General features: G+C 35.6%; 21 protein-coding genes. 9 read left to right on the top strand and 12 right to left on the bottom strand.

Features of this window, described 5'->3' with window-relative positions; translation table 11 throughout:
* Positions 1 to 33 precede the first annotated feature (33 nt).
* From UH1x_RS07635 to UH1x_RS07625, 3 genes are all read left to right on the top strand, one after another.
* On the top strand, positions 34 to 1,116 hold the full coding sequence (locus UH1x_RS07635) for a TFIIB-type zinc ribbon-containing protein (RefSeq protein WP_482626031.1): 1,083 nt from the start codon (positions 34 to 36) through the stop codon (positions 1,114 to 1,116).
* Positions 1,113 to 1,847 carry a metallophosphoesterase family protein gene (locus UH1x_RS07630; protein ID WP_482626030.1) on the top strand — a complete coding sequence of 245 codons (735 nt, stop codon included), beginning with the start codon at positions 1,113 to 1,115 and terminating at the stop codon, positions 1,845 to 1,847. Before UH1x_RS07635 ends, UH1x_RS07630 begins: the two co-directional genes overlap by 4 nt.
* Positions 1,848 to 1,911: 64 nt before the next feature.
* Entirely contained in the window at positions 1,912 to 2,910 is a 999-nt protein-coding gene (locus tag UH1x_RS07625) for an acyl-ACP desaturase (RefSeq protein WP_036157363.1), read from the top strand.
* A gap of 54 nt (positions 2,911 to 2,964) precedes the next feature.
* Here UH1x_RS07625 and UH1x_RS07620 read toward each other — a convergent pair whose 3' ends face one another.
* The 8 genes from UH1x_RS07620 to UH1x_RS07585 form a co-directional block, all read right to left on the bottom strand.
* Positions 2,965 to 3,618, bottom strand: coding sequence for a hypothetical protein (locus tag UH1x_RS07620; protein ID WP_482626029.1), 654 nt, complete (start codon positions 3,616 to 3,618; stop codon positions 2,965 to 2,967).
* 32 nt (positions 3,619 to 3,650) lie between these two features.
* Complete coding sequence (locus tag UH1x_RS07615; RefSeq protein ID WP_482626028.1) at positions 3,651 to 4,556, bottom strand: OmpA family protein; 906 nt, start codon at positions 4,554 to 4,556, stop codon at positions 3,651 to 3,653.
* Between the two features lie 584 nt (positions 4,557 to 5,140).
* Positions 5,141 to 6,694 carry an L-piperidine-6-carboxylate dehydrogenase gene (gene amaB / locus UH1x_RS07610; protein ID WP_482626027.1) on the bottom strand — a complete coding sequence of 518 codons (1,554 nt, stop codon included), beginning with the start codon at positions 6,692 to 6,694 and terminating at the stop codon, positions 5,141 to 5,143.
* 80 nt (positions 6,695 to 6,774) lie between these two features.
* A complete protein-coding gene (locus UH1x_RS07605) occupies positions 6,775 to 7,146 on the bottom strand; it encodes a DUF1304 domain-containing protein (protein WP_482626026.1) in 372 nt (123 codons plus the stop codon).
* Positions 7,143 to 7,685 (bottom strand): 3-hydroxyanthranilate 3,4-dioxygenase, encoded by a 543-nt coding sequence (locus UH1x_RS07600; RefSeq protein ID WP_482626025.1) that lies wholly within the window; start codon positions 7,683 to 7,685, stop codon positions 7,143 to 7,145. Before UH1x_RS07600 ends, UH1x_RS07605 begins: the two co-directional genes overlap by 4 nt.
* 113 nt (positions 7,686 to 7,798) lie before the next feature.
* Entirely contained in the window at positions 7,799 to 8,305 is a 507-nt protein-coding gene (locus tag UH1x_RS07595; protein ID WP_482626024.1) for a CAP domain-containing protein, read from the bottom strand.
* Between the two features lie 266 nt (positions 8,306 to 8,571).
* Positions 8,572 to 9,051, bottom strand: coding sequence for a CAP domain-containing protein (locus UH1x_RS07590; protein ID WP_482626023.1), 480 nt, complete (start codon positions 9,049 to 9,051; stop codon positions 8,572 to 8,574).
* 189 nt (positions 9,052 to 9,240) lie between these two features.
* Positions 9,241 to 9,765: a CvpA family protein gene (locus UH1x_RS07585; protein WP_482626022.1), complete on the bottom strand. Its 525-nt coding sequence runs from the start codon at positions 9,763 to 9,765 to the stop codon at positions 9,241 to 9,243.
* Positions 9,766 to 9,846: 81 nt separating this feature from the next.
* Here UH1x_RS07585 and UH1x_RS07580 point away from each other — a divergent pair, with 81 nt between their 5' ends.
* The 3 genes from UH1x_RS07580 to UH1x_RS07570 all read left to right on the top strand — a co-directional run bounded on the left by UH1x_RS07580 (position 9,847) and on the right by UH1x_RS07570 (position 13,855).
* Positions 9,847 to 10,203 (top strand): hypothetical protein, encoded by a 357-nt coding sequence (locus tag UH1x_RS07580; RefSeq protein WP_396632991.1) that lies wholly within the window; start codon positions 9,847 to 9,849, stop codon positions 10,201 to 10,203.
* A 354-nt stretch (positions 10,204 to 10,557) separates the two neighbouring features.
* A complete protein-coding gene (glpK, locus tag UH1x_RS07575) occupies positions 10,558 to 12,045 on the top strand; it encodes a glycerol kinase GlpK (RefSeq protein ID WP_482626021.1) in 1,488 nt (495 codons plus the stop codon).
* A 142-nt stretch (positions 12,046 to 12,187) separates the two neighbouring features.
* Positions 12,188 to 13,855, top strand: a complete 1,668-nt coding sequence (locus tag UH1x_RS07570; protein ID WP_482626020.1) for a glycerol-3-phosphate dehydrogenase/oxidase — start codon at positions 12,188 to 12,190, stop codon at positions 13,853 to 13,855.
* On the opposite strand, the gene UH1x_RS07565 is transcribed toward UH1x_RS07570, so the two are convergent.
* Complete coding sequence (locus UH1x_RS07565) at positions 13,852 to 14,853, bottom strand: NAD(P)H-dependent glycerol-3-phosphate dehydrogenase (protein WP_036157330.1); 1,002 nt, start codon at positions 14,851 to 14,853, stop codon at positions 13,852 to 13,854. The genes UH1x_RS07570 and UH1x_RS07565 overlap by 4 nt on opposite strands.
* 110 nt (positions 14,854 to 14,963) lie before the next feature.
* Here UH1x_RS07565 and UH1x_RS07560 point away from each other — a divergent pair, with 110 nt between their 5' ends.
* Positions 14,964 to 15,878, top strand: a complete 915-nt coding sequence (locus UH1x_RS07560; protein WP_482626019.1) for a nicotinic acid mononucleotide adenyltransferase — start codon at positions 14,964 to 14,966, stop codon at positions 15,876 to 15,878.
* Positions 15,879 to 15,927: 49 nt separating this feature from the next.
* Here UH1x_RS07560 and UH1x_RS07555 read toward each other — a convergent pair whose 3' ends face one another.
* Both UH1x_RS07555 and UH1x_RS07550 read right to left on the bottom strand, forming a co-directional pair.
* A complete protein-coding gene (locus UH1x_RS07555) occupies positions 15,928 to 16,455 on the bottom strand; it encodes a DUF421 domain-containing protein (protein WP_482626018.1) in 528 nt (175 codons plus the stop codon).
* A 124-nt stretch (positions 16,456 to 16,579) separates the two neighbouring features.
* On the bottom strand, positions 16,580 to 17,428 hold the full coding sequence (locus UH1x_RS07550; protein ID WP_482626017.1) for a helix-turn-helix domain-containing protein: 849 nt from the start codon (positions 17,426 to 17,428) through the stop codon (positions 16,580 to 16,582).
* Between the two features lie 146 nt (positions 17,429 to 17,574).
* On the opposite strand from UH1x_RS07550, the gene UH1x_RS07545 reads away from it, so the two are divergent.
* Positions 17,575 to 18,549, top strand: coding sequence for a phytanoyl-CoA dioxygenase family protein (locus tag UH1x_RS07545; protein WP_482626016.1), 975 nt, complete (start codon positions 17,575 to 17,577; stop codon positions 18,547 to 18,549).
* An 82-nt stretch (positions 18,550 to 18,631) separates the two neighbouring features.
* Positions 18,632 to 20,263, top strand: coding sequence for a SulP family inorganic anion transporter (locus UH1x_RS07540; RefSeq protein ID WP_482626015.1), 1,632 nt, complete (start codon positions 18,632 to 18,634; stop codon positions 20,261 to 20,263).
* Between the two features lie 21 nt (positions 20,264 to 20,284).
* On the opposite strand, the gene UH1x_RS07535 is transcribed toward UH1x_RS07540, so the two are convergent.
* Complete coding sequence (locus UH1x_RS07535; RefSeq protein ID WP_482626014.1) at positions 20,285 to 20,560, bottom strand: hypothetical protein; 276 nt, start codon at positions 20,558 to 20,560, stop codon at positions 20,285 to 20,287.
* Positions 20,561 to 20,630 lie beyond the last annotated feature (70 nt).

Genomic DNA, 20,630 nt, shown 5'->3' with positions numbered 1-20,630 from the left:
GCAATATCTTTTTTAAGATAAGGAATACTTTCTATGGATGATATTCAACAATCGGAATATAAAAAAGCATGTGCCAATTGTGGTGCCGAGTTAAAGTTTAAGCCAGGCTCGCATCAATTGACGTGCGAGTACTGTGGGTATGAAGAGTTTATTGAGGCATCTAAAACTAGTTTTGAAGAGTTAGAGCTAGAACACTACTTAAAAATCGTAGGTGAAAATGCCTATACCGAAACTATAGAGCTGTTGCATTGTAAAAATTGCGGTGCCAACCAGCATGTAGAAGAAAACTATAAATCGCTCAACTGTGTGTATTGTAGTGAACCTTTAATACGGGAAGATGTTGAGAAAGAAGGTTGGATATTACCTGGCGCTCTAGTTCCTTTTCAATTAGATGCCAATAAAGCACAGGCAATATTTAAAGCTTGGGTAGATAAAATTTGGTTTGCACCGGATAATCTTAAAAAAGCAGCGCTTGATCCAGAAGGGTTACATGGATTATATGTTCCGTATTGGACTTTTGATGCCAATCTCTTTGCCTCTTACCAAGGGCAACGAGGAGATTATTATTACGAAACACAGACTTATAATAGTAATAAGGCAAGAAGAACAAGACGTGTTAGAAAAACCAAGTGGACGTATGCATCGGGTAGAGTAGATGGTTTTGTAGATGATATTTTAATAAGCGCATCAGAAAAGAAACGAAAAGAGATTCCGGCAAAAGTCGCCTTTTGGAATTTGAAAGATTTAGTGGCTTTTAATTCAAAATATCTATCTGGTTTTGTTACGGAAAAATATACGGTTTCATTAAAAGAAGGGCATCACAAGTCGTTTCAAGAAGCCAAGAATATTGCTTATAATTGGATTAAGCGAGATATTGGTGGTGATACCCAAAGGGTAGCAAACGCCGATATAAAACTTTCAGATGAAAAGTTTAAACATATCTTACTTCCCATTTATCTAAGTTCATATAGATATGATGGTAAAGAGTTTAATTTTTATATAAATGGGCAAACGGGAGTGTTAAGTGGAAACAGACCTTATTCCTTCTGGAAAATCTTCTTTTTAGTGATTTTTATCCTTGCCATGATAACCATAATTGCGATTTTTGCTAAATGAGTACAAAAAGAACACTGGTTGTAGGTGACATTCACTCAGGATTACAAGCTTTAAAGCAAGTACTTGAGAAAGCAGCTATAACTGAAGATGATACGATAATTTTTTTAGGAGATTATATTGATGGATGGAGTGAAGCGGTTGAAACTGTAAACTATCTTATACAACTAAAAGAAAGGTACAACTGTATATACCTAAGAGGTAATCATGATGAGCTTTGCTATGAATGGTTAACCGGTAAGGCAGATAACCCAACATGGTTTATGCATGGTGGTGAGGCCACTTCAAATTCTTATGGGAAAGCTTCAAAAGAAACAAAAGATAGGCACATCAAATTTTATGAAAGCTTAGAGAATTATTATCTAGACGCTGAAAATAGATTGTTTTTACATGCAGGCTTTACAAATTTGAAAGGAATAGAACATGAATATTTTAAAAAGACATTTTACTGGGATCGTACTTTGTGGGAGTTGGCGCTTTCTTTGAATAAAGATTTAGAAGATGATCATATTCATTATCCAAAGCGATTAAAGAATTATGCTGAAATTTACATTGGTCATACACCGGTTACGCGCATAGGTAAAACTACACCACAGAATGCCGCCAATGTATGGAATATTGATACGGGTGCAGCTTTTAAAGGACCGTTAACTGTGTTTAACGCCAATACTAAAGAATACTGGCAAAGTGAGCCGGTTTATACCTTTTATCCTAACGAAACGGGTAGAAACTAAGAAAACCGTTAACTTTACTTTAAAATAGATTGTTTTATTGACGATCTTTAATAAAATTTAAAATATGTCTAATAAAAATATAAGATTAGAAGTGATGCAGGCCTTAGAGCCTAAGGTAGAGAGTTTCATGGAATCTTTCCTTATAAAACCAGAGGATATATGGCAGCCAACAGATTTTTTACCAGATTCTGAAAAAGATACATTTTTACAAGAAGTAAAAGATATTCGTGAAGAGTCTAAGGACTTAGGGTATGACTTTTGGGTAACCATGGTAGCGGATACCATTACCGAAGAAGCCTTGCCAACTTATGAATCTTGGTTAATGGATGTTGTTGGTATTGACCAGCACGGTGACCATAAAACCAATGGTTGGGCTAAATGGGTACGTGCTTGGACTGCAGAAGAAAATAGACATGGAGATGTGTTGAACAAATATCTTTATTTATCTGGAAGGGTAAATATGAGAGAGATTGAAATAACGACCCAGCATTTAATTTCTGATGGTTTTGATATTGGTACTGATCGTGATCCATATAAAAACTTTGTATATACCTCTTTTCAAGAATTGGCTACCAATATTTCGCATAAGCGTGTGGGACAAATGGCGAAGAAAAAAGGAAATGCTTTATTAGGTAAAATGTGTACTATAATTGCCGGTGATGAAATGAGACACCATTTGGCGTACAGAGAATTCGTGAAGACTATTTTAGGCGAAGATCCATCTGGTATGATGATTGCCTTTGCAGATATGATGAAGAAGAAGATTGTAATGCCGGCACATTTTTTACGTGAGTCTGGTGGTACAATTGGTTCTGCTTTTGAGAACTTTTCTAACTGTGCACAGCGTTTAGGTGTATATACAGCGCAAGATTACGTTGACATTCTAAGCAAGTTGAATGCATATTGGGAACTAGATTCTGTTCGTTCTTTAAATGAAGAAGCTGAAAAGGCTCGTGACTACTTAATTAAGTTACCATCAAGATTAGAAAGAATTGCAGAAAGAATGAAATTTCCGCAAGACCAATATCACTTTAAGTGGGTAGAGGCAAACGGAGCATTATAAAATAAAAAATCCCGATAAGTTATGATCGGGATTTTTTTTGCTTTAAACGGTAGATTATAATTTACCGTGTTTGTGCTCATCTTGCCATTTAACAAGTTCTGTCCATTTACCTTCGTAGCACATTTTAGCTTGTAACGGCCAAGAAGCAGGATCGTGAATTTTGTATCGTGTTCCTCCTGTATCCAATATTTTTTGGCAGGCTTCTAAACTAGCCTCAGAAAGTTCTTTCCATGTTTTAATACCGTGGTCTTTGAGCATACCTTCAATTTTTGGACCAATACCTTCCACAAGTTTTAAATCGTCTTGCTTAATGGTTTTTCCAAATGCTGCCTTGGCAGCAGCACCATCAAAAGCTAGTGCGCTACTTGTAGCGGCACCGGCAGCAAAAGAGGCGGCAGATGCACCTAGATTAGTGCTTGGAGCGCTTGGTGCGGCAGGAGGAGGTGTTACAACCTTGCTTGCGGCAATTACTCTTTGGTTACAAGCTTCTAGATCAGCTTTCAGTTTGCTGTTGCTAGCTTTAAGATTGTTTAAGTCAGACAATTCGCCTTTAAGTTTTGTATTACTAGCGGTAAGACTGTTTATTTCAGCAGAGTTGTCTATTGCCTTGGCAGAACGGCTACCTAGTAGATAACCTAAAATACCGCAGATAAGACCTACTAACAATGGAATTATCCAGCACCAAATGTTCATATTTTCAAAATTCATGATTTTACTTATTTATAGGATTAGTGTATGTTTTATTTTAATGTAATAACTGTTCGTCTATTTTTTACTCTGCCTTCTTCAGTGGCATTATCGGCAATGGGTTGTGTTTGCCCTTTGGATGTAGCAATTATCTTATCTGCAGCTATTCCGTTTTGCATTAAATAATTTTTAGCGAATTCTGCTCTATCTTGACCTAGTCTCATGTTTGTACTTGCTCTACCTTGTGAATCTGTATGACCAACAACGCTTGCCTTAGCATCAGAAACCTTATCTAAATATCTAGATATATCGGCAACTTTTTGGCGTTGCGTAGCATCTAAATGAATAGAGGCTTCTGCAGTGTTGAAATAAAGAATTAAAGGATCGGCATTTATTTTTTCATACAATGCTTTAAGGTCATCTTCTGCGGTTGCTGATTTTTCAACAAGACCAAAGGAAGCTGCACCCCAATAAGTACCCTCTTTAGCAATCATTTCGTCCATAAGTTTTCCCTGTGTATTAATTTGAGCAGTAGAGAATCCTTTTGAAGCTAAATCGTTTTTAATTGAATTTGCTCTCGCAAGTCCTAAATTAGGGAATGCGGTATTGTTCTCTTCTTGGCTAGTATAATAACCAGTTACGTTAATAACATTGTTTTCGTTCTCAGCTAAATGACCTTGTAAACCTGTAATTCCTTTGGTAAGGTCTGCACTTAATGGTGTTAAAAAGTTATGCGAAGAGACATTGAAATTATAATTGTCATTGGTGTTATAGGCAAATCCGTTTCCATCTATAGCGAAGGGATACGATGTAGCCGAGGGCTCTTTTATGATTTCCTTTTCTGTAGTTGGCTCTGTAACAACTGCCGCACCGCATTCGCTGCAACAGGTTATAAAGAAGTAAGTACCGACTACAATGGTAATCAACATCAATAATAAATACTTGATTGTTCTTGTCATTGTACGTAATGTTTAGTGTTTAGCGCACAATTTATTAAAAAAATCTTAAAAATGTTAAAAGATTGGTACCTAATTACCTTACAATCAACATTATCTTAACATTAGATATGTTAAAATACTTACCAACTATACAATAACAGGGTGAAACGATAAAAAAACTGTATGGTGCAACAACTATTAATTGCATTTTTACGTATGTATTGAAACGATATAAATCTCCCCACAAAGTTTGGGCATTGATTATATAATTTCAAGTTTTGAGTTAGTTGGTTAAAAAATCCTGTCCTCTTTAAGTCGATAGGATTTTTTTATGCCTTAAAGTTGAGGGTCTCAAAAATCCAACTATACAATATTTGTGTAAACCTGTACAGAAATTGTTGAATTGAGTACTATAATTTACTAGTTTGATACAGAGTAAATTACACTATAAAATGAAGAAAAAATTAAAGAGTATTATAAATTTCCTTTGCATGTTTATTGTTTTGGGCATACAAGCTTTACTTCATGGTAGTTGGTCAAGTGAGCCAACCAATTCTAAAACAGCCTAGCCTAAAAGTTAATATGCAAAGGAAATTATAAGTGTATTATAGATCAAACTTTATACCCTGTGCCAAAGGTAGCTCAGTGGTATAGTTAATAGTGTTGGTTTGTCTTCTCATGTAAACTTTCCATGCATCAGAACCACTTTCACGACCACCACCGGTTTCTTTCTCACCGCCGAATGCACCACCTATTTCAGCACCAGAAGTACCAATGTTTACATTGGCAATACCACAATCACTACCCCAAGCGGAAAGAAAATGTTCAGCTTCACGTAGGTTGTTCGTCATAATAGCTGAAGATAAACCTTGTACAACACCATTTTGAATAGCAATGGCATTTTCAACATCACCAGTATATTTTAATAAGTAAAGTACAGGCGCAAACGTTTCGTGCTGTACAATTTCAAAATCATTTTCAGCTTCTGCAATAGCAGGTTTTACGTAACAACCACTTTCATAGCCCTCACCTTCTAATACTCCGCCTTCAACAATTAATTTACCGCCTTCATTAACCACTTTTTCTAAAGCTTTGTTATATTGAGCAACAGCATCGGTATCAATCAATGGACCTACATGATTATTTTCATCTAGCGGGTTACCAATTCTTAATTGTTGATATGCTGCAACTACTGCTTCTTTTACCTTATCATACATAGATTCATGAATGATCAATCTTCTAGTAGAAGTACAACGTTGACCTGCTGTACCTACAGCACCGAATACGGCACCTATAACGGTCATTTTTAAGTCGGCATCTGGTGTAACTATGATAGCATTGTTACCACCAAGTTCAAGTAAAGATTTTCCAAGTCTGGCAGCCACGGCCTGAGCAACTATTTTTCCCATTCTAATTGATCCCGTAGCAGACACTAAAGGAATTCTTTTATCTTGGGTCATTAATTCTCCAATTTTATAATCGCCATTAATTAAGCAAGAAATACCTTCAGGAAGGTTGTTCGCTTTCATTACTGCGGCAGCTATGTTCTGACATGCAATACCACATAAAGGTGTCTTTTCAGAAGGTTTCCAAACACAAACATCACCACAGATCCAAGCAAGTGCCGTATTCCATGCCCAAACAGCAATAGGGAAATTAAAAGCAGATATAATACCTACAACACCTAAAGAATGATATTGTTCGTACATTCTATGACCGGGTCTTTCTGAATGCATGGTTAAACCATGTAATTGACGAGAAAGACCAACTGCGAAATCACAGATATCGATCATTTCTTGAACCTCACCCAATCCTTCTTGGTAGCTCTTGCCCATTTCATAAGAAACAAGCTTACCAAGCGGTTCTTTAAGTTCTCTAAGTTTGTCGCCAAACTGTCTAACAATTTCACCACGTTGCGGTGCAGGTTTTGTTCTCCACTCTTTAAAAGCTGTCGTAGCAGTAGACATTACTTTTTCGTAATCTTCTTTTGACGTTGTTTTGACCTTTGCAATTAGTGAACCATCTACTGGTGAGTATGATGAAATAATATCGCCTGAAGAAAAATCATTAGATCCGGTAGAGGTTCCCTCATTGATATCACTAATTCCTAATGCTTTGAGAGCATCTTGTATTCCGAAATCTGCTGCAATTTTTGACATTTTATAACTTTTTACGTGATTAATGTTAGATATGATACAAAAATACAAAGAATTTTATCCTTTTGTAGAAGAAATTGTAGCTAAGAGAACTTAATAATAGACCACAATATGATTCCGGTTAACGCAGGTATACTTTGGACTATGAATATTTTTTTACTTACGGTTAGTGCACCGTAAGCACCAGCAATAGCAACGCAACCTAAAAAGAAGAGTGCAACATTTGCAGACCATTGTATTTCGGTAATGAAAAATGACCATATCAACCCAGCGGCTAAGAAGCCATTATAAAGCCCTTGGTTTGCCGCCATAGACTTTGTGGGTTCAAATAAATCTTTTGGAAAATTTTGAAAAACCTTTCTACCTGTTGTTGTCCATGCAAACATTTCAAACCAAAGAATATAAATATGGATCAGGGCTACAAGAGCAGTAATTATTTTTACTATTAGTATCATTCTTCTTTAGCTATAAAACGTTCATCAACCGGCATTTCAGTACCGCAATTGTCACAAGTTCTTAATTCTTCTGAGCTATAAAAATGTTTAAAGTGAGATAAGAAATCTTTCTCTATATCATGAAGGGTAAAATAGGCTTCATATAACTTGTGGTTACAATTATCACAAAACCACAAGAGACCGTCATCCACATTCATATGGTCACGTTTACGTTCTATCACAAGACCTATAGATCCTTCTTTACGAACTGGAGAGTGTGGTACTTTGGCTGGGTGCAAATACATATCTCCAGGTCCTAGTTGCATGGTGCGTTTTTTACCGTCTTCTTGAATATGCACTTCTATGTTTCCTTCAAGCTGATAGAACAACTCTTCGGTTTCGTTATAGTGATAGTCTTTTCTGGCATTTGGCCCGGCAACGATCATAACGATATAATCGCCGGCATCTTTGTATAAATTTTTGTTACCAACAGGGGGCTTAAGTGAAGCTCTGTTTTCCTCAATCCATTTGTTAAGATTGAATGGTGCTTGTATGCTCATTTCTGTGAATTTAAGTGAAAGTTAAAGAAACGATTATTTTTCACCTAAAAGGTAAGCATAAAAAAAGCCTTTGGGTTGCAAAGGCTTCTTTAAAATAGAAATGTTGTCTCTAATTATTTTACAAATATTTGAGTGTAATAGTAATCACCATTGCTGTTTTGGTTTATGCTGATTGCTGAGTAAGAATAGTCTCCTTCAATATTCTTTTTATGCCCTGGGTTGTTCAACCAAGCGGCAAAAGCATCTTCTATTGCGTCATAATTACGAGCAACATTTTCGGAAACAAATACAGCATTTAACCTTTCGGATATATACTCTGCACGTTTGCTGAAATTATCATGACTAGTGCTTTCTTTTGAAATCATATAGTCCGTATGAAGGCTTGCATAATAATATGTAGCATTTTCAAATACTAATTCGTTTAAACCTAATTCAGTTCTATAGTCATTGATTAGTTCAAAAAGCCCAGCTTCTATGGTGTTATGATTTTTAGAAGATGCCAAAGTGTATTTGGTCAAGGTATATTCAGAGTTTTCTTCGTAATCAGAAGAATTTTGTGTTTTGGAACAAGAGGATAAAAGGGCTAAAATTAGAGCTGAACAAATGAAGGTGGATTTCATATAGGGAAACTATTTTTTTAGTGAGTGCCAAAAATAGTCCCGCTAATTACAGCTAGAATTAAAACGTCTATAGAGAGGGTGAAATATTCGTTAAGCGACGATTAATTGTCATATTAAGCCATTTTATAAAAAAGGGCATTAAATTTCATCGTCATTTTGTGCTTTTTATATGATTTTTCTCACTTTGTCAAAACAAGGAAACTGGTCAACCTATTTAGGTAAGCCTGAAGCTTAATTAATAGGCAATAGAGTAATATAAGAATTCTTTACTGCTTGTAAAAAAGTTGGGTAAAGTAGTAATTGCCTTGGTCATCTTTCTTTACACTGATACCGGTATGTGTAAAATCGCCCTCCATTGTTTTTTTGTGGCTGCTACTAATGTACCATCCTTCAAAAGCCTCTAGGGCAGTTTGATAATCCTTGGCTACATTCTCGGCCACCATTTCAACACTTATTTCAGAATCAATGTTAGATGCTCTTGAGCTAAAGTTATCATGACTGATACTACCTTTAGAAATCATGTAGTCTGTATGAAGGTTGGCATATTTATAAGCCACGTCACTAAATTGCAAGGCATTAGTGTTAAGGCTTAACCTATGTTCGTTGACAATTTCCAACAGGTCCTGTTCAATAATTAAAACGTTTTCAGCTTCAAGTATGGGCGTATCATCAAGAGATTCGCTTGTACAAGAACCAAGAAAAAGCAATAAAAAGACAGGGACCGCATAAAGCAATCTCATTTTCATATAAGTGTCTTTTAAATAAATAGCCTTTCGGCGAAGCGAAGTAGGTAAAAAAGTTAAGAGTGTTCTAAGCTCTCGTAATCGATTTGGGTTATCGATGAAGTAATATTATAGAAAAATTGAATGCAGGGTATGAACAAAAATGCTTATTCGATAAAGTGCGCAAAAAGTAAGATTAGCGGACAATTGAATTTAAATGATTATTGGATCTTCTGAAGCTTGTTTTGAAGAGGCTTCGCCCACGAGCACAGTATCAAAAATTAATGCTCCAATATCTTTGATAGGTTGATATAAAATAGATTCCTCTTTAGTTTCTTCCGTAATTAAATTAAAGGTAGTGTCCATTCGATCAAAAAATATAAAAGCGGCACCTAATAAAATAGCCACTTTCAATGCACCAAAAATGCCCCCTGCAATTTTATTTAAAGAGCCTAGCATGGCAAAATTTGCGACTTTAGTCAATAGTTTTCCAATTAAATTGACGATAATTATAATTAGTACAAATGTGATTATAAAGGCTATGATACTCATATTACGTTCATCCCAATTTAAGTGCTCAGATAAATATTCTCCCGTGATATATGAAAAATGGATAGCTCCAAAAATACCGGCAACAAGTGCAACAATAGAAGCAATTTCCATGAAAAGACCATTTTTATATCCCTTCCATAGACCCCATACTAAAGGTAATCCAAGTAAAATATCTAAAAGTCCCATTGGTAAAGTGTTTTAACAAATATAGAACTTTGATTTGTACCTTTGCAATGTCTGTATCAGACTATAGTTGAAGGAAATCATATGGCTAGGGATATACAATTAAAAGAACGATGGGATTTTTTGGTAGAAAAGCTTTCAACAAAGTTTTCTGACGGAGATCCTTTAGAACTAGATGCAATTATTTATTTGGTGGGTGTTCAAGAATTAGGACAATACCATAGAAAATACAAAAAAGATGATAAGTTAGATTTAATGCATATTGCAATATGTCGTCTTTTAGAACCTTACGGATTCTATGAATTCAGTTTTTTTGATGAAGATGGTTGGCCTCATTACAATGTAATAGAAGAATTACCAACATTAAAAGCTGGGGAGCAAACCGTTCTTATGAAAGAAGCGATTGTAACATATTTTATAGAAAAAGAGTTTATAAAATAAGTTGATTTAAACGACCTACTACACTGTTATTTTTACATTTATTAGAGCAACAGCTTAAAATATCAAGGGGAAATCGTTGAGTGTGTGGAGTTGTTTAAAGCGCACGCTAAAATATTGGAATTACCGTAAGTTATAGGTAAAGCTTCAATGCTATTCATGATTCGAAAAAACAGTCACACTCTATATTAACTCCAAAAGAAAAAGGTATTCACTACTGGAATGATTCTTTCTCTGTTCGCATTTGCCTGATAGAACAAGCATATAGTTTTCATAAAAACACACAAAATTCCAAAAAAATCACTGCTTTGGAATCAGCTTTAATTCCGTTATATTTAGGGAAATAACTTAAAGCACATGTCAAGGCAATTTATAGTATCATTAGATCAGGGAACTACAAGCTCTAGAGCATTGTTGGTAGACCATGACGGTACCATTAAAGGAATGGTCCAAAAAGAATTCAAACAAATATTTCCTAAATCGGGTTGGGTAGAACATGACCCAAACGAAATTTTATCTTCACAGATGGCTGTTTTAAAAGAGCTACTTGAACAGGAAAAAGTAAAACCAAATGAGATAGTTGGTATAGGCATTACCAACCAAAGGGAAACTACTGTGGTTTGGGATAAAAATACGGGAGAACCGGTATATAATGCCATTGTTTGGCAAGACAAACGTACGGCAGATATTTGTGAGCATTTAAAGAAAATAGGACTTACAGAGCATGTAAAGAAAACTACAGGTTTGGTAATTGACTCTTATTTTTCGGGCACCAAAGTAAAATGGATATTGGATAATGTTGATGGCGCTAAAGAGAAAGCCAAAGCAGGCAATTTGCTAATGGGTACAATTGATACTTGGTTGGTTTGGAATATGACCAAAGTCCATAGCCATGTAACCGATTATACCAATGCATCACGAACCATGATTTATGATATTGTAAATCTTAAGTGGGACGATAAGCTGTTAAAAGCGCTAGATATTCCCAAAACCATGTTGCCAGAAGTAAAACCATCTTCTGCGGATTTTGGCGATTATGAGTTAGATGGAGTTAAAATACCAATTGCGGGTATTGCAGGTGATCAGCAAGCAGCATTATTTGGGCAAGCTTGTTTTAAGAAAGGATCTGCAAAGAACACCTATGGTACAGGTTGTTTTATGCTAATGAATACAGGTGAAAAACCCCAGTTTTCTAAAAACGGACTTTTAACCACAATAGCTTATGGTTTAGATGGCAAAGTCAATTATGCGTTGGAAGGCAGTATTTTTATTGCGGGAGCAGCGATACAATGGTTGCGAGATGGTTTAGAGCTTATTGAAGATGCAACAGAAACCGAAGAATTGGCCAACTCGATTGAAGGGGAGAACCCGGTTTATGTAGTGCCGGCCTTTGCAGGTCTTGGAGCACCATATTGGGATATGTATGCCAGAGGAGCAGTTTTCGGTTTAACAAGGGATACGGGTAAAGCACATTTGGCAAAGGCAACATTAGAAGCGTTGGCATACCAAACCAAGGATATTTTAAAGGCAATGGAAGATGATTCTGGAATTCAGCTTAAAAATTTAAGAGTTGATGGTGGTGCTTGTGCAAATAATCATCTAATGCAATTTCAAGCAGATATTTTAGACTCAGAAGTACATCGTCCAGAAATTATTGAATCTACCGCAATGGGTGCAGCATTCCTTGCAGGAATTCAAGTAGGTTTTTGGGAGCAATCAGACATTGATCAAAGCCGACCAATGGACCGAATATTTGAGCCCACTTTTGATCGTGTAAAACGAAAGCGTTTGTATAAAAAATGGCAAAAAGCTGTAGAAAGATCAAAAGGCTGGGAAGAAGAATAGTAGCATATATATCAATTTTACAATTTATTAATTTTTTAGAGCATAGAATAGCATATGACTAGTTCTATCTTTGCCTAATTATGTTAGGTTTTCGTCCTTATCCGACGAAAATTACCATTTCAAATTAAAAAGACATCTAGTGATGAAGAATATAAAATTTACCAATTTAGAACGTCAAAATACGATAGACCACCTGGAATCAGAAGATTTTGATTTGGTGGTTATAGGAGGAGGAATTACTGGTGGCGGTATAGCATTAGATGCTGCATCACGTGGTTTAAAAGTAGCCGTATTGGAAAAAGGGGATTTTGCCTCTGGTACCAGTAGTAAATCTACCAAGCTAATACATGGTGGATTGCGATATTTAAAACAGTTCGATTTTTGGTTGGTAAAAGAAGTAGGGTCTGAGCGTGCCATTGTACATAAGTTGGCTCCTCATTTAGTATTGCCGGAAAAAATGTTATTACCATTAATAGAAAATGGTTCTTACGGTAAATGGTTAACATCTATTGGTCTTAAGGTATATGATATTCTTGCTCAGGTTACAGGTGATGATAAGCGAAAAATGCTAGAAAAAAAGGAAGCCTTGAAATTGGAGCCTTTATTACCAAAGAAGATTTTGAACGGTGCTGGTTATTATGCGGAATATAGAACAGATGATGCGCGTTTAACCATAGAAAATATAAAGACTAGTCTTTTGTTCGGTGCTCAGGCATTGAACTATGCAAAGGTGAATGAGTTTGTTTATGAAAACGATAAAGTTGCCGGTGTTAAAGCAATTGATACGGTTACGGGTAAAGAATTTACCATTAAGTCTAAATACGTCATCAGTGCAGCTGGTCCTTGGGTAGATGAGTTAAGAAGCCTAAATAATTCTAAAAAAGGGAAACAGCTTCATTTGACCAAAGGGGTGCATTTAGTATTTCCGTATGAAAAATTGCCTGTTAAGCAGTCTTGTTATTTTGACATACCAGATGGTAGAATGATGTTCGCCATACCAAGAGGTAAAATCACTTATGTAGGTACAACGGATACCAATTATAATGATAATAAGAACAAGGTGAAAACAGATCTTGCAGATGCTATTTATTTGATTTCTGCGGTTAATAATATGTTTCCTGATATTAATCTTGAGCTGGAAGATATTGTTTCTTCATGGGCAGGTCTGCGCCCACTAATTCACGAGGAAGGTAAATCTGCTTCAGAACTATCTAGAAAAGATGAGATTTTTGTTTCAGATACAGGCTTAATCAGTATTGCAGGTGGTAAATTAACAGGTTACCGTAAAATGGCAGAAAGAGTAGTAGATCGTATTGCCAAGAAGATGGAAGAGGATTACGATACCGAATTAAAAGAATGTTACACAGAGAAAATATTTCTATGTGGAAATGTAGATTTCAAGAAATTCAAACATGTAAAAAAATACATTGATGAGGTATATGACCAAATTAAAGAAGAAGGTTTTACAAAGCACGATGCTTGGTTTTTAGTGACCAACTATGGTAAGCAAACAGAGACAATTCTTGAAAATTATAAGGGTATTGTAGAAGCGGATAAATATGTGCGTTTAGCTAAAGCAGAATTGGCTTTCGGTATTGATTATGAAATGGTGCAAACCCCTATGGATTTCTTCATTAGAAGAACCGGTAGGCTATACTTTGACATAGATAGTATTAGAACGCTAATGGAACCGCTGATGGCAGAGTTTCAGAATAGGTTCAAAGTAACGGATGACGTAGTTAAAGAATGGAGAACAACCTTGAATGATGAGTTAAAGGAACATTCAGATTTCTCATTAGAAAGACGTTAATCTAATTGATCGGTTAAATCAAGAAACACCTTTTTAGGATTCTTGTTTTCATAGAGAACTTTATAAACAGCGTCAATAATAGGAGTTTTGACCTTTTTTGTAAAGTTCTCTTTTATGTTATAAGCACTTTTGGCAGCATAATATCCTTCTGCAATCATACTCATTTCCATCTGTGCACTTTTTACGGTGTAACCTTTACCGATCATATTACCGAACATTCTATTACGGCTAAAAATAGAATAACCGGTTACTAATAAATCCCCTAAATAAGCAGATTTATTAATGTTACGGTCTATTTTATGAATACGCTTGGTATACCGTTTCATTTCACGAATGGCGTTACTCATTAATACACTTTGAAAATTATCTCCATAACCCAATCCGTGGGCAATACCCGCCGCTATAGCATATATATTCTTTAACATAGCAGCATATTCAGTACCAATAATATCTTTACTAATGCTGGTTTTAATATAATTACTGGCAAGATTATTGGCAACCAATTCTGCCTTTTCAGTATCTGCGCAAGCAATGGTTAAATAAGATAACCGTTCCATAGCCACTTCTTCAGCATGGCAAGGACCGGTAATAACACCAATATTTTCAAAAGGTATCTCGTACGTATTATGAAAATGCTCGCCTACTATCAATCCAGATTCTGGTACAATACCTTTTATGGCTGAAAAGATGATTTTATCCTTCAACGAAACCGTTAGTTTTTCTAACTCACCAACCAAAAAAGCAGAAGGTATTGCAAAAATTAAAACATCGGCATAATTAACAGCTTCATTAATATCGCTTGTCAACACCAATTGTTCTGTCTTAAATTCTACAGAAGTAAGGTAATTTGGGTTGTGCTTTTGAGTTTTAATATGGGCAATAGCATCGGTATTACGCATATACCAACCAATTTTTTCTTGGTTATTGGTCAGCATTTTCACAATAGCCGTAGCCCAACTTCCACCACCTAAAACCGCAAATTTCGCATTCTCGTTCATGGTGCAAATTTACCAATTATTTGTATGATCATCATATGATTAGAATCAGTCCTGTAAAAATTTTGGCATGGAGATTGTTTCTAGTTAGATAACCTATTAAATGAAATCTTATGAAAACACTAAAACTACTTACGGGATATTTCCTATTGGCAACTTTAATGGTTTCTTGTTATACAGAAGTAATTATTGAAGATGATTTTATAGAAGAGTCTGCATTCAATACCGATCAAGTTTTACAAAGTTATGATTTATGGTATGTAGATATTAATGCAACTAGAGGTAATGGCGAAGTGCCTTTTTTACAAAGGGCATTTACGGTTTCTTTTGATCGCGGAGTGCTTTATGCGAATAATAATATCGTGGGAATTGGTAAAACAGGTGGTGGCTATGGTATTGATGTAGGTACTTATGGTACACTAAGAGGTACGGTAGATATTGCTCATGATATTGACGGGTCTTGGTTTTTGGAAGTGTATGCGGTAAATAATAATACTATTGAATTGTATGATGCTAGTACAGATACCTCTTATTACTTAATAGGATACCAGACTAACAATTTTGATTATGACACTGTCTTCTATGACAACATCAATTATTTCATACAGGAATATGATGCTTGGGAGAAAATATACACCAGTGAAGCAGGAGCGTTAAATGACTTTGACAACGAAAATTACTTGCAGTTTTTACCAAACTTTTTCAGGTCTTCAGTAAATGCGCCAAATACCAATGTTTCTAATTTACAGTGGGATTTTGAAGGGGAGTATCAAGTCTATGATGTACAAGGAGATAATTCATTAAAAACGCTGACATTAGATTATGATTTCTTTGGGAACGATTATTTTGAACTATATGTTATTAACGATGCTACTATAGAATTGTATCACCCAGATAGCGGTACAACTTATGAATTTAGAGGTAGAGGATACCAAGAGTATTTAAAATCTGCAAAAGGTTCAGAAAGTAAGAAAAGAATAAAATCTTCTAATCCTACTATGAATGTAGAACGTAAGAAGGCAAAATAGTTTTTAGGTTGATTGTCTCAAAAGTGCCCTATTTGTAGTAGGGCATTTTTTATACGGTAGATTTAACGTCTTCTACAATAACAGCATCAATATCTATAGGCTTATCTGAATGAAGAACCGATATATCTCCAGTAGTTTCAAAAATAACGGCTTTTACTTGTGACAATTGTAAAACATTTGCCTCTCTAAGTTTTCCTATTAAGTCTGCTTTGCTTACCAATGCTTTGTTTAAATTTTCTTTTAAAATGGCACCATTTTTCATTAGAAGAATTGGGCTATTGGTTATTACTTTTTGTGCGGCATTAGACGATGATAACAGCTTAGCGAATAAAGCTTGTAGACCCGTAAGTAGTGCTATAGAAACCATAGCGGGCATTAAGCTTGAAACAGGTTTGTTGACCGCATCGGCTAAGATAGATCCCATGGCAATAGTGACGGCAAAATCAAAACTGGTCATTTTAGCGAATGTTCTTTTACCTGTTACGCGTGTAATGAACATCATGTATAAATAGATAAAAACCGCAGCTACGCATATTTGCAAAACGGTTTTTAGTGAAAGCGGGTCAAAAATTTCCATAGTTAAGTTTTAGAAGTTATACCTGGTCCATTTAAAGTATGGATTCAAGTTAAAAATGTACTCCTCTAAAAATAACAGTATCTCGTTTTAATTGTTTCCTCTATTACATAGAGTTCTAGTTCATTTAATCGCGCTGCAATCTCTTTTTAAATGCTGATGGATTTTCCCCTGTTACTTTCTTAAAGGTCCTGTTGAAGTAGGAGAGGCTTTCAAATCCGCATTCAAAACATGTTTCGCTTACATTCTTACCAGTAAGCAATAAACGTTTAGATTGACTGATACGATATTGATTTAAAAACTCTATAAAAGTACTTCCCGTGGCTTTTTTAAAATAGCGACAAAAAGCAGGCTTTGTTAAATTACAGAATTTAGCGACCTCATCAACCGATATTTTACCTTGGTAGCGTTCATCGATCAAGGCATAAATATCACGAATTCTACTTTGCTCCTTTTTACTGTATTTATTCTTATAAGGTCTCTTGTGTAGCAATTCAAACTCATTACTTTGAGAAAGTCTTTTAAGAATATTCATGATTGCCATAAAATATTCAAAAGGTTTTAGGGTATGTAGCTCCTTTAGTAATTCACCTACCACTTTTTTAGTTTCTCCGTGAAAAGCAATGCCGTATCTAGAAAGGTCTAATAGTCTATTTAAATTTTTTAATTCAGGTATAGGATCTACAAAAGTGCTCTTAAAAGAAGGTTTAATGTGTAAGACTTCTTCTCTGTAGGAAGTCTTTACTCCGTAATCGAAATTTAAGTGTGGTATGTTAGATCCTATAAGAACCAAATCGGTTTCTTCGTATTCAGAAATATGATCGCCTACATGTCTTGTTCCATTAGCACCTTCAATATAAACGATTTCATATTCAGGATGAAAATGCCAATAAAATAGATGGCTCAACTTGGGGTCATGCAATAGTCTGAACGGACTTTTAGATGCGGGATCAATGGTTTCTAGTTCAATCTTCATGGGCTAAATGTAACAAAATTGCATATAAATTCTATATGGAGTAGCTATAAAATCAATATTGTTCAAATTTAGGTCAATATTACGGTAGCTCAAAATGCTTACTCTCAGTAGTTTTGCTTTATACAACAACTTAAAATTAATGTACTATGCAGCAAATAAACAATAAGGTTGAACAAGGTAATAAAGCGCATAAAGAAATACCTGGAAATCCGTCAACGGCAACAAGCAGTAAGCAAAAATTGAATGATCGATCTAACGGTAAACCACTTCGTGTACTTAGCGAGGAAGATTGGAAATTCTGGATGGAAAATGGATATATCGTAATAAAGAATGCAGTACCCTTGGAGCAAGCAAAAGCTACGGCAGATTTTCTTTGGGAGTTTGATGAAAAGAGTCCTACGGATTCTTCAACATGGTATGCACCACCAAGAGTAGAAATGCAAATGAAAGAGTTGACTGGTACAGGTATGGTTGAGGTTTACAACCATCAACATTTATGGAATAATAGACAAACGCAAAGAGTATATGATGCTTTTGTAGATTTTTGGGGAACAGAAGAACTTTGGGTGACAATAGATAGGGCAAATTTAAATTTTCCGTTACCGCAAGGTGTAGATAAGAAAGGGTTCATTCATTGGGATTATGACCCTGAGACCAAGCCACAAAATGTACAAGGAGTATTGGCATTAGCTGACCAAGATGACGAGAATATGGGAGGCTTTCAATGTATACCTTGGTTATACCGTAATTACGATTCTTGGAAATTGACACAACCAGAAGATAGAGATCGCTTTCAGCCTTCGTTAGATGGTTTGGAAGATAAAATAGTAAAAGTGAAAATGAAGGCAGGTGATTTGTTAATTTTCAATAGTACCGAACCTCATGGTATAAGACCTAATAAATCAAAAGATAAAGTTCGTATAGCGCAGTATATTTCAATGATGCCAGCAGAGCCTGAAAATGAAGAAATGCGTCATTGGAGAGTCAATTCTTGGAAGAACAAAATAGCCCCAGAAGGGTATGCATTTCCGGGTGACCCACGTAAATGGGAGCAAACCAAATATGATACTGCTAAATTATCACCTTTAGGAGAGAAATTACTAGGGCTAAAAGACTGGTAGAGAGATAATATGGTAATAATCTGCTAGTTAGTGGCGAGGGCAATAAATATGACTTATTTTTGCGCCCTTAAATTCATCGGGCATGCAGAAGTACCTCAATATTTTCGATTTCAATCAGAAAGTAGATTACAAAAATGAAATTTTAGCAGGATTAACAGTTGCAATGACAATGATCCCAGAATCATTAATGTTTGCTATTCTTGCTGGGTTTTCGCCATTAGTAGGTTTGTATGGTGCTTTTATCATGGGCTTGGTCACGGCGATTTTTGGTGGAAGACCAGGTTTAATTTCTGGTGGTGCCGGGGCAACGGTAGTTGTGCTAATGGCATTAATGAATTCTCATGGTTTGGAATATGTTTTTGCAGCAGTTGCTTTGGCAGGTGTTTTTCAATTGATCGTTGGTTTTTTAAAGCTGGGTAAATTTATTCGCTTAGTGCCTCAGCCTGTAATGTTTGGGTTTGTTAATGGTTTGGCCATCATTATTTTTATGGCACAAATGGATCAATTTAAAGTTGGCGTAGGCGATGCTGCGGTTTGGTTAACAGGTACAACATTATATACTATGGTTGGCTTGGTGCTGTTTACCATTGCAATAATCGTTTTTGTTCCAAAACTTACTAAAGCAGTACCGGCTTCATTGATAGGTATTATTGTTGTTTTTCTAATAGTATATTTTTTAGATATAGAAACCAAACAGGTAGTAGACATTATCAATCAAGATACGTTACCGGGAGAAAAATTGAAGTCACTTAGCGGATCGCTGCCTTCTTTTCATATCCCGACTATTCCCTTTACCCTTGAAGCCTTTAAAATCATTTTACCTTACGGATTAATAATGGCAGCGGTAGGACTTACCGAAGGGTTGTTAACCTTGAACTTGGTAGATGAGATTACCAATACAAAAGGTAACAGTAACAGAGAGTGTTTGGCACAAGGTGGCGCGAATATTTTGAACGGTTTCTTTGGTGGTATGGGTGGTTGCCCAATGATAGCACAGACTTTGGTAAACCTGTCAGCAGGTTCAAGGGCAAGATTATCTGGTATCATTGCTGCTTTGACCATATTGCTGATCATATTGTTTGGTGCACCAGTAATAGAATTGGTGCCTATAGCTGCCTTGGTAGGTGTTATGGTAATGGTTTCCGTAGGTACATTTGAGTGGGCAAGTTTCAAGGCTTTAAGAAGAATGCCAAGATCAGATATTTTTGTAATGATATTGGTTACTTTAATTACCGTAGTACTTCATAATTTGGCATTAGCGGTATTGATTGGGGTAATTATATCGGCATTGGTATTTGCATGGGAAAGTGCCAAGAGAATTAGAGCAAGAAAATATGTAGATGAGAACGGGGTAAAGCATTATGAAATATATGGTCCTTTATTTTTTGGCTCAACTACGCTTTTTAATGAAAAATTTGATGTGCAAGGTGATCCAAGTGAGGTGATAATAGACTTCAAGGAAAGTCGTGTATCAGATATGAGCGGTATAGAGGCTTTAAACAAGATTACAGAACGCTATGCTCAAGTGGGTAAAAAAGTTCATTTACGTCACTTGAGTAATGACTGTATACGTTTATTAGCTGCCGCAGATGATATCATAGATGTAAATGTTATGGAAGATCCTACCTACAAGGTTATGGTAGACAAGCCTCTTTCAAAATCTAAAGAAGATGAACCCGAAACTAAAAATCCATTTAAGTTGTGGGGGTTATAATAGCCTGCATATGGGCGCTTGTTATAATACATACATATAGATAGCATAAAAAACTGCTAAGACTATTGTTATGGAAAGGATGTAAGTTCCTATTTCTTGAATGTTGTCTTTTTTAGCTTGAGCTATTATTTTATCACGTACCACTTTACGTTCTACATCTGTAAGTTGTTTAAAATGTAATTTAGTTTCTTTCGAGTAGTCTAGATAATCTTTACGCAAATCTCTAAAGCTTTTACTTTTTTTAAGTAGCGCCCTATTTGCCTTTATTACTTTCATTGGTTGTCCGCCGTATCCCATCGTTCTTTCTTTCTTATGTGTAGTAAATTCGAAGGTTTTGTTACATAAAATTGAATTATTCTTATTTTTT

The sequence above is a fragment of the Maribacter sp. UH1 genome (genome assembly GCF_056839145.1).
This window is presented reverse-complemented; position numbering and strand designations above follow the sequence as displayed.

Bases quoted from the DNA above. Each gene is read 5' to 3' on its own strand.
- UH1x_RS07540 (WP_482626015.1), top strand. From the start codon at position 18,632: ATGCAGAAGTACCTCAATATTTTCGATTTCAATCAGAAAGTAGATTAC.
- UH1x_RS07570 (WP_482626020.1), top strand. From the start codon at position 12,188: ATGAAGAATATAAAATTTACCAATTTAGAACGTCAAAATACGATAGAC.
- glpK (WP_482626021.1), top strand. From the start codon at position 10,558: ATGTCAAGGCAATTTATAGTATCATTAGATCAGGGAACTACAAGCTCT.
- UH1x_RS07600 (WP_482626025.1), bottom strand. From the start codon at position 7,685: ATGAGCATACAAGCACCATTCAATCTTAACAAATGGATTGAGGAAAAC.
- UH1x_RS07565 (WP_036157330.1), bottom strand. From the start codon at position 14,853: ATGAACGAGAATGCGAAATTTGCGGTTTTAGGTGGTGGAAGTTGGGCT.
- UH1x_RS07605 (WP_482626026.1), bottom strand. From the start codon at position 7,146: ATGATACTAATAGTAAAAATAATTACTGCTCTTGTAGCCCTGATCCAT.
- UH1x_RS07580 (WP_396632991.1), top strand. From the start codon at position 9,847: ATGGCTAGGGATATACAATTAAAAGAACGATGGGATTTTTTGGTAGAA.
- UH1x_RS07615 (WP_482626028.1), bottom strand. From the start codon at position 4,556: ATGACAAGAACAATCAAGTATTTATTATTGATGTTGATTACCATTGTA.
- UH1x_RS07590 (WP_482626023.1), bottom strand. From the start codon at position 9,051: ATGAAAATGAGATTGCTTTATGCGGTCCCTGTCTTTTTATTGCTTTTT.
- UH1x_RS07635 (WP_482626031.1), top strand. From the start codon at position 34: ATGGATGATATTCAACAATCGGAATATAAAAAAGCATGTGCCAATTGT.
- UH1x_RS07625 (WP_036157363.1), top strand. From the start codon at position 1,912: ATGTCTAATAAAAATATAAGATTAGAAGTGATGCAGGCCTTAGAGCCT.
- UH1x_RS07595 (WP_482626024.1), bottom strand. From the start codon at position 8,305: ATGAAATCCACCTTCATTTGTTCAGCTCTAATTTTAGCCCTTTTATCC.
- UH1x_RS07560 (WP_482626019.1), top strand. From the start codon at position 14,964: ATGAAAACACTAAAACTACTTACGGGATATTTCCTATTGGCAACTTTA.
- amaB (WP_482626027.1), bottom strand. From the start codon at position 6,694: ATGTCAAAAATTGCAGCAGATTTCGGAATACAAGATGCTCTCAAAGCA.
- UH1x_RS07630 (WP_482626030.1), top strand. From the start codon at position 1,113: ATGAGTACAAAAAGAACACTGGTTGTAGGTGACATTCACTCAGGATTA.
- UH1x_RS07555 (WP_482626018.1), bottom strand. From the start codon at position 16,455: ATGGAAATTTTTGACCCGCTTTCACTAAAAACCGTTTTGCAAATATGC.
- UH1x_RS07620 (WP_482626029.1), bottom strand. From the start codon at position 3,618: ATGAATTTTGAAAATATGAACATTTGGTGCTGGATAATTCCATTGTTA.
- UH1x_RS07585 (WP_482626022.1), bottom strand. From the start codon at position 9,765: ATGGGACTTTTAGATATTTTACTTGGATTACCTTTAGTATGGGGTCTA.
- UH1x_RS07545 (WP_482626016.1), top strand. From the start codon at position 17,575: ATGCAGCAAATAAACAATAAGGTTGAACAAGGTAATAAAGCGCATAAA.
- UH1x_RS07550 (WP_482626017.1), bottom strand. From the start codon at position 17,428: ATGAAGATTGAACTAGAAACCATTGATCCCGCATCTAAAAGTCCGTTC.
- UH1x_RS07535 (WP_482626014.1), bottom strand. From the start codon at position 20,560: ATGGGATACGGCGGACAACCAATGAAAGTAATAAAGGCAAATAGGGCG.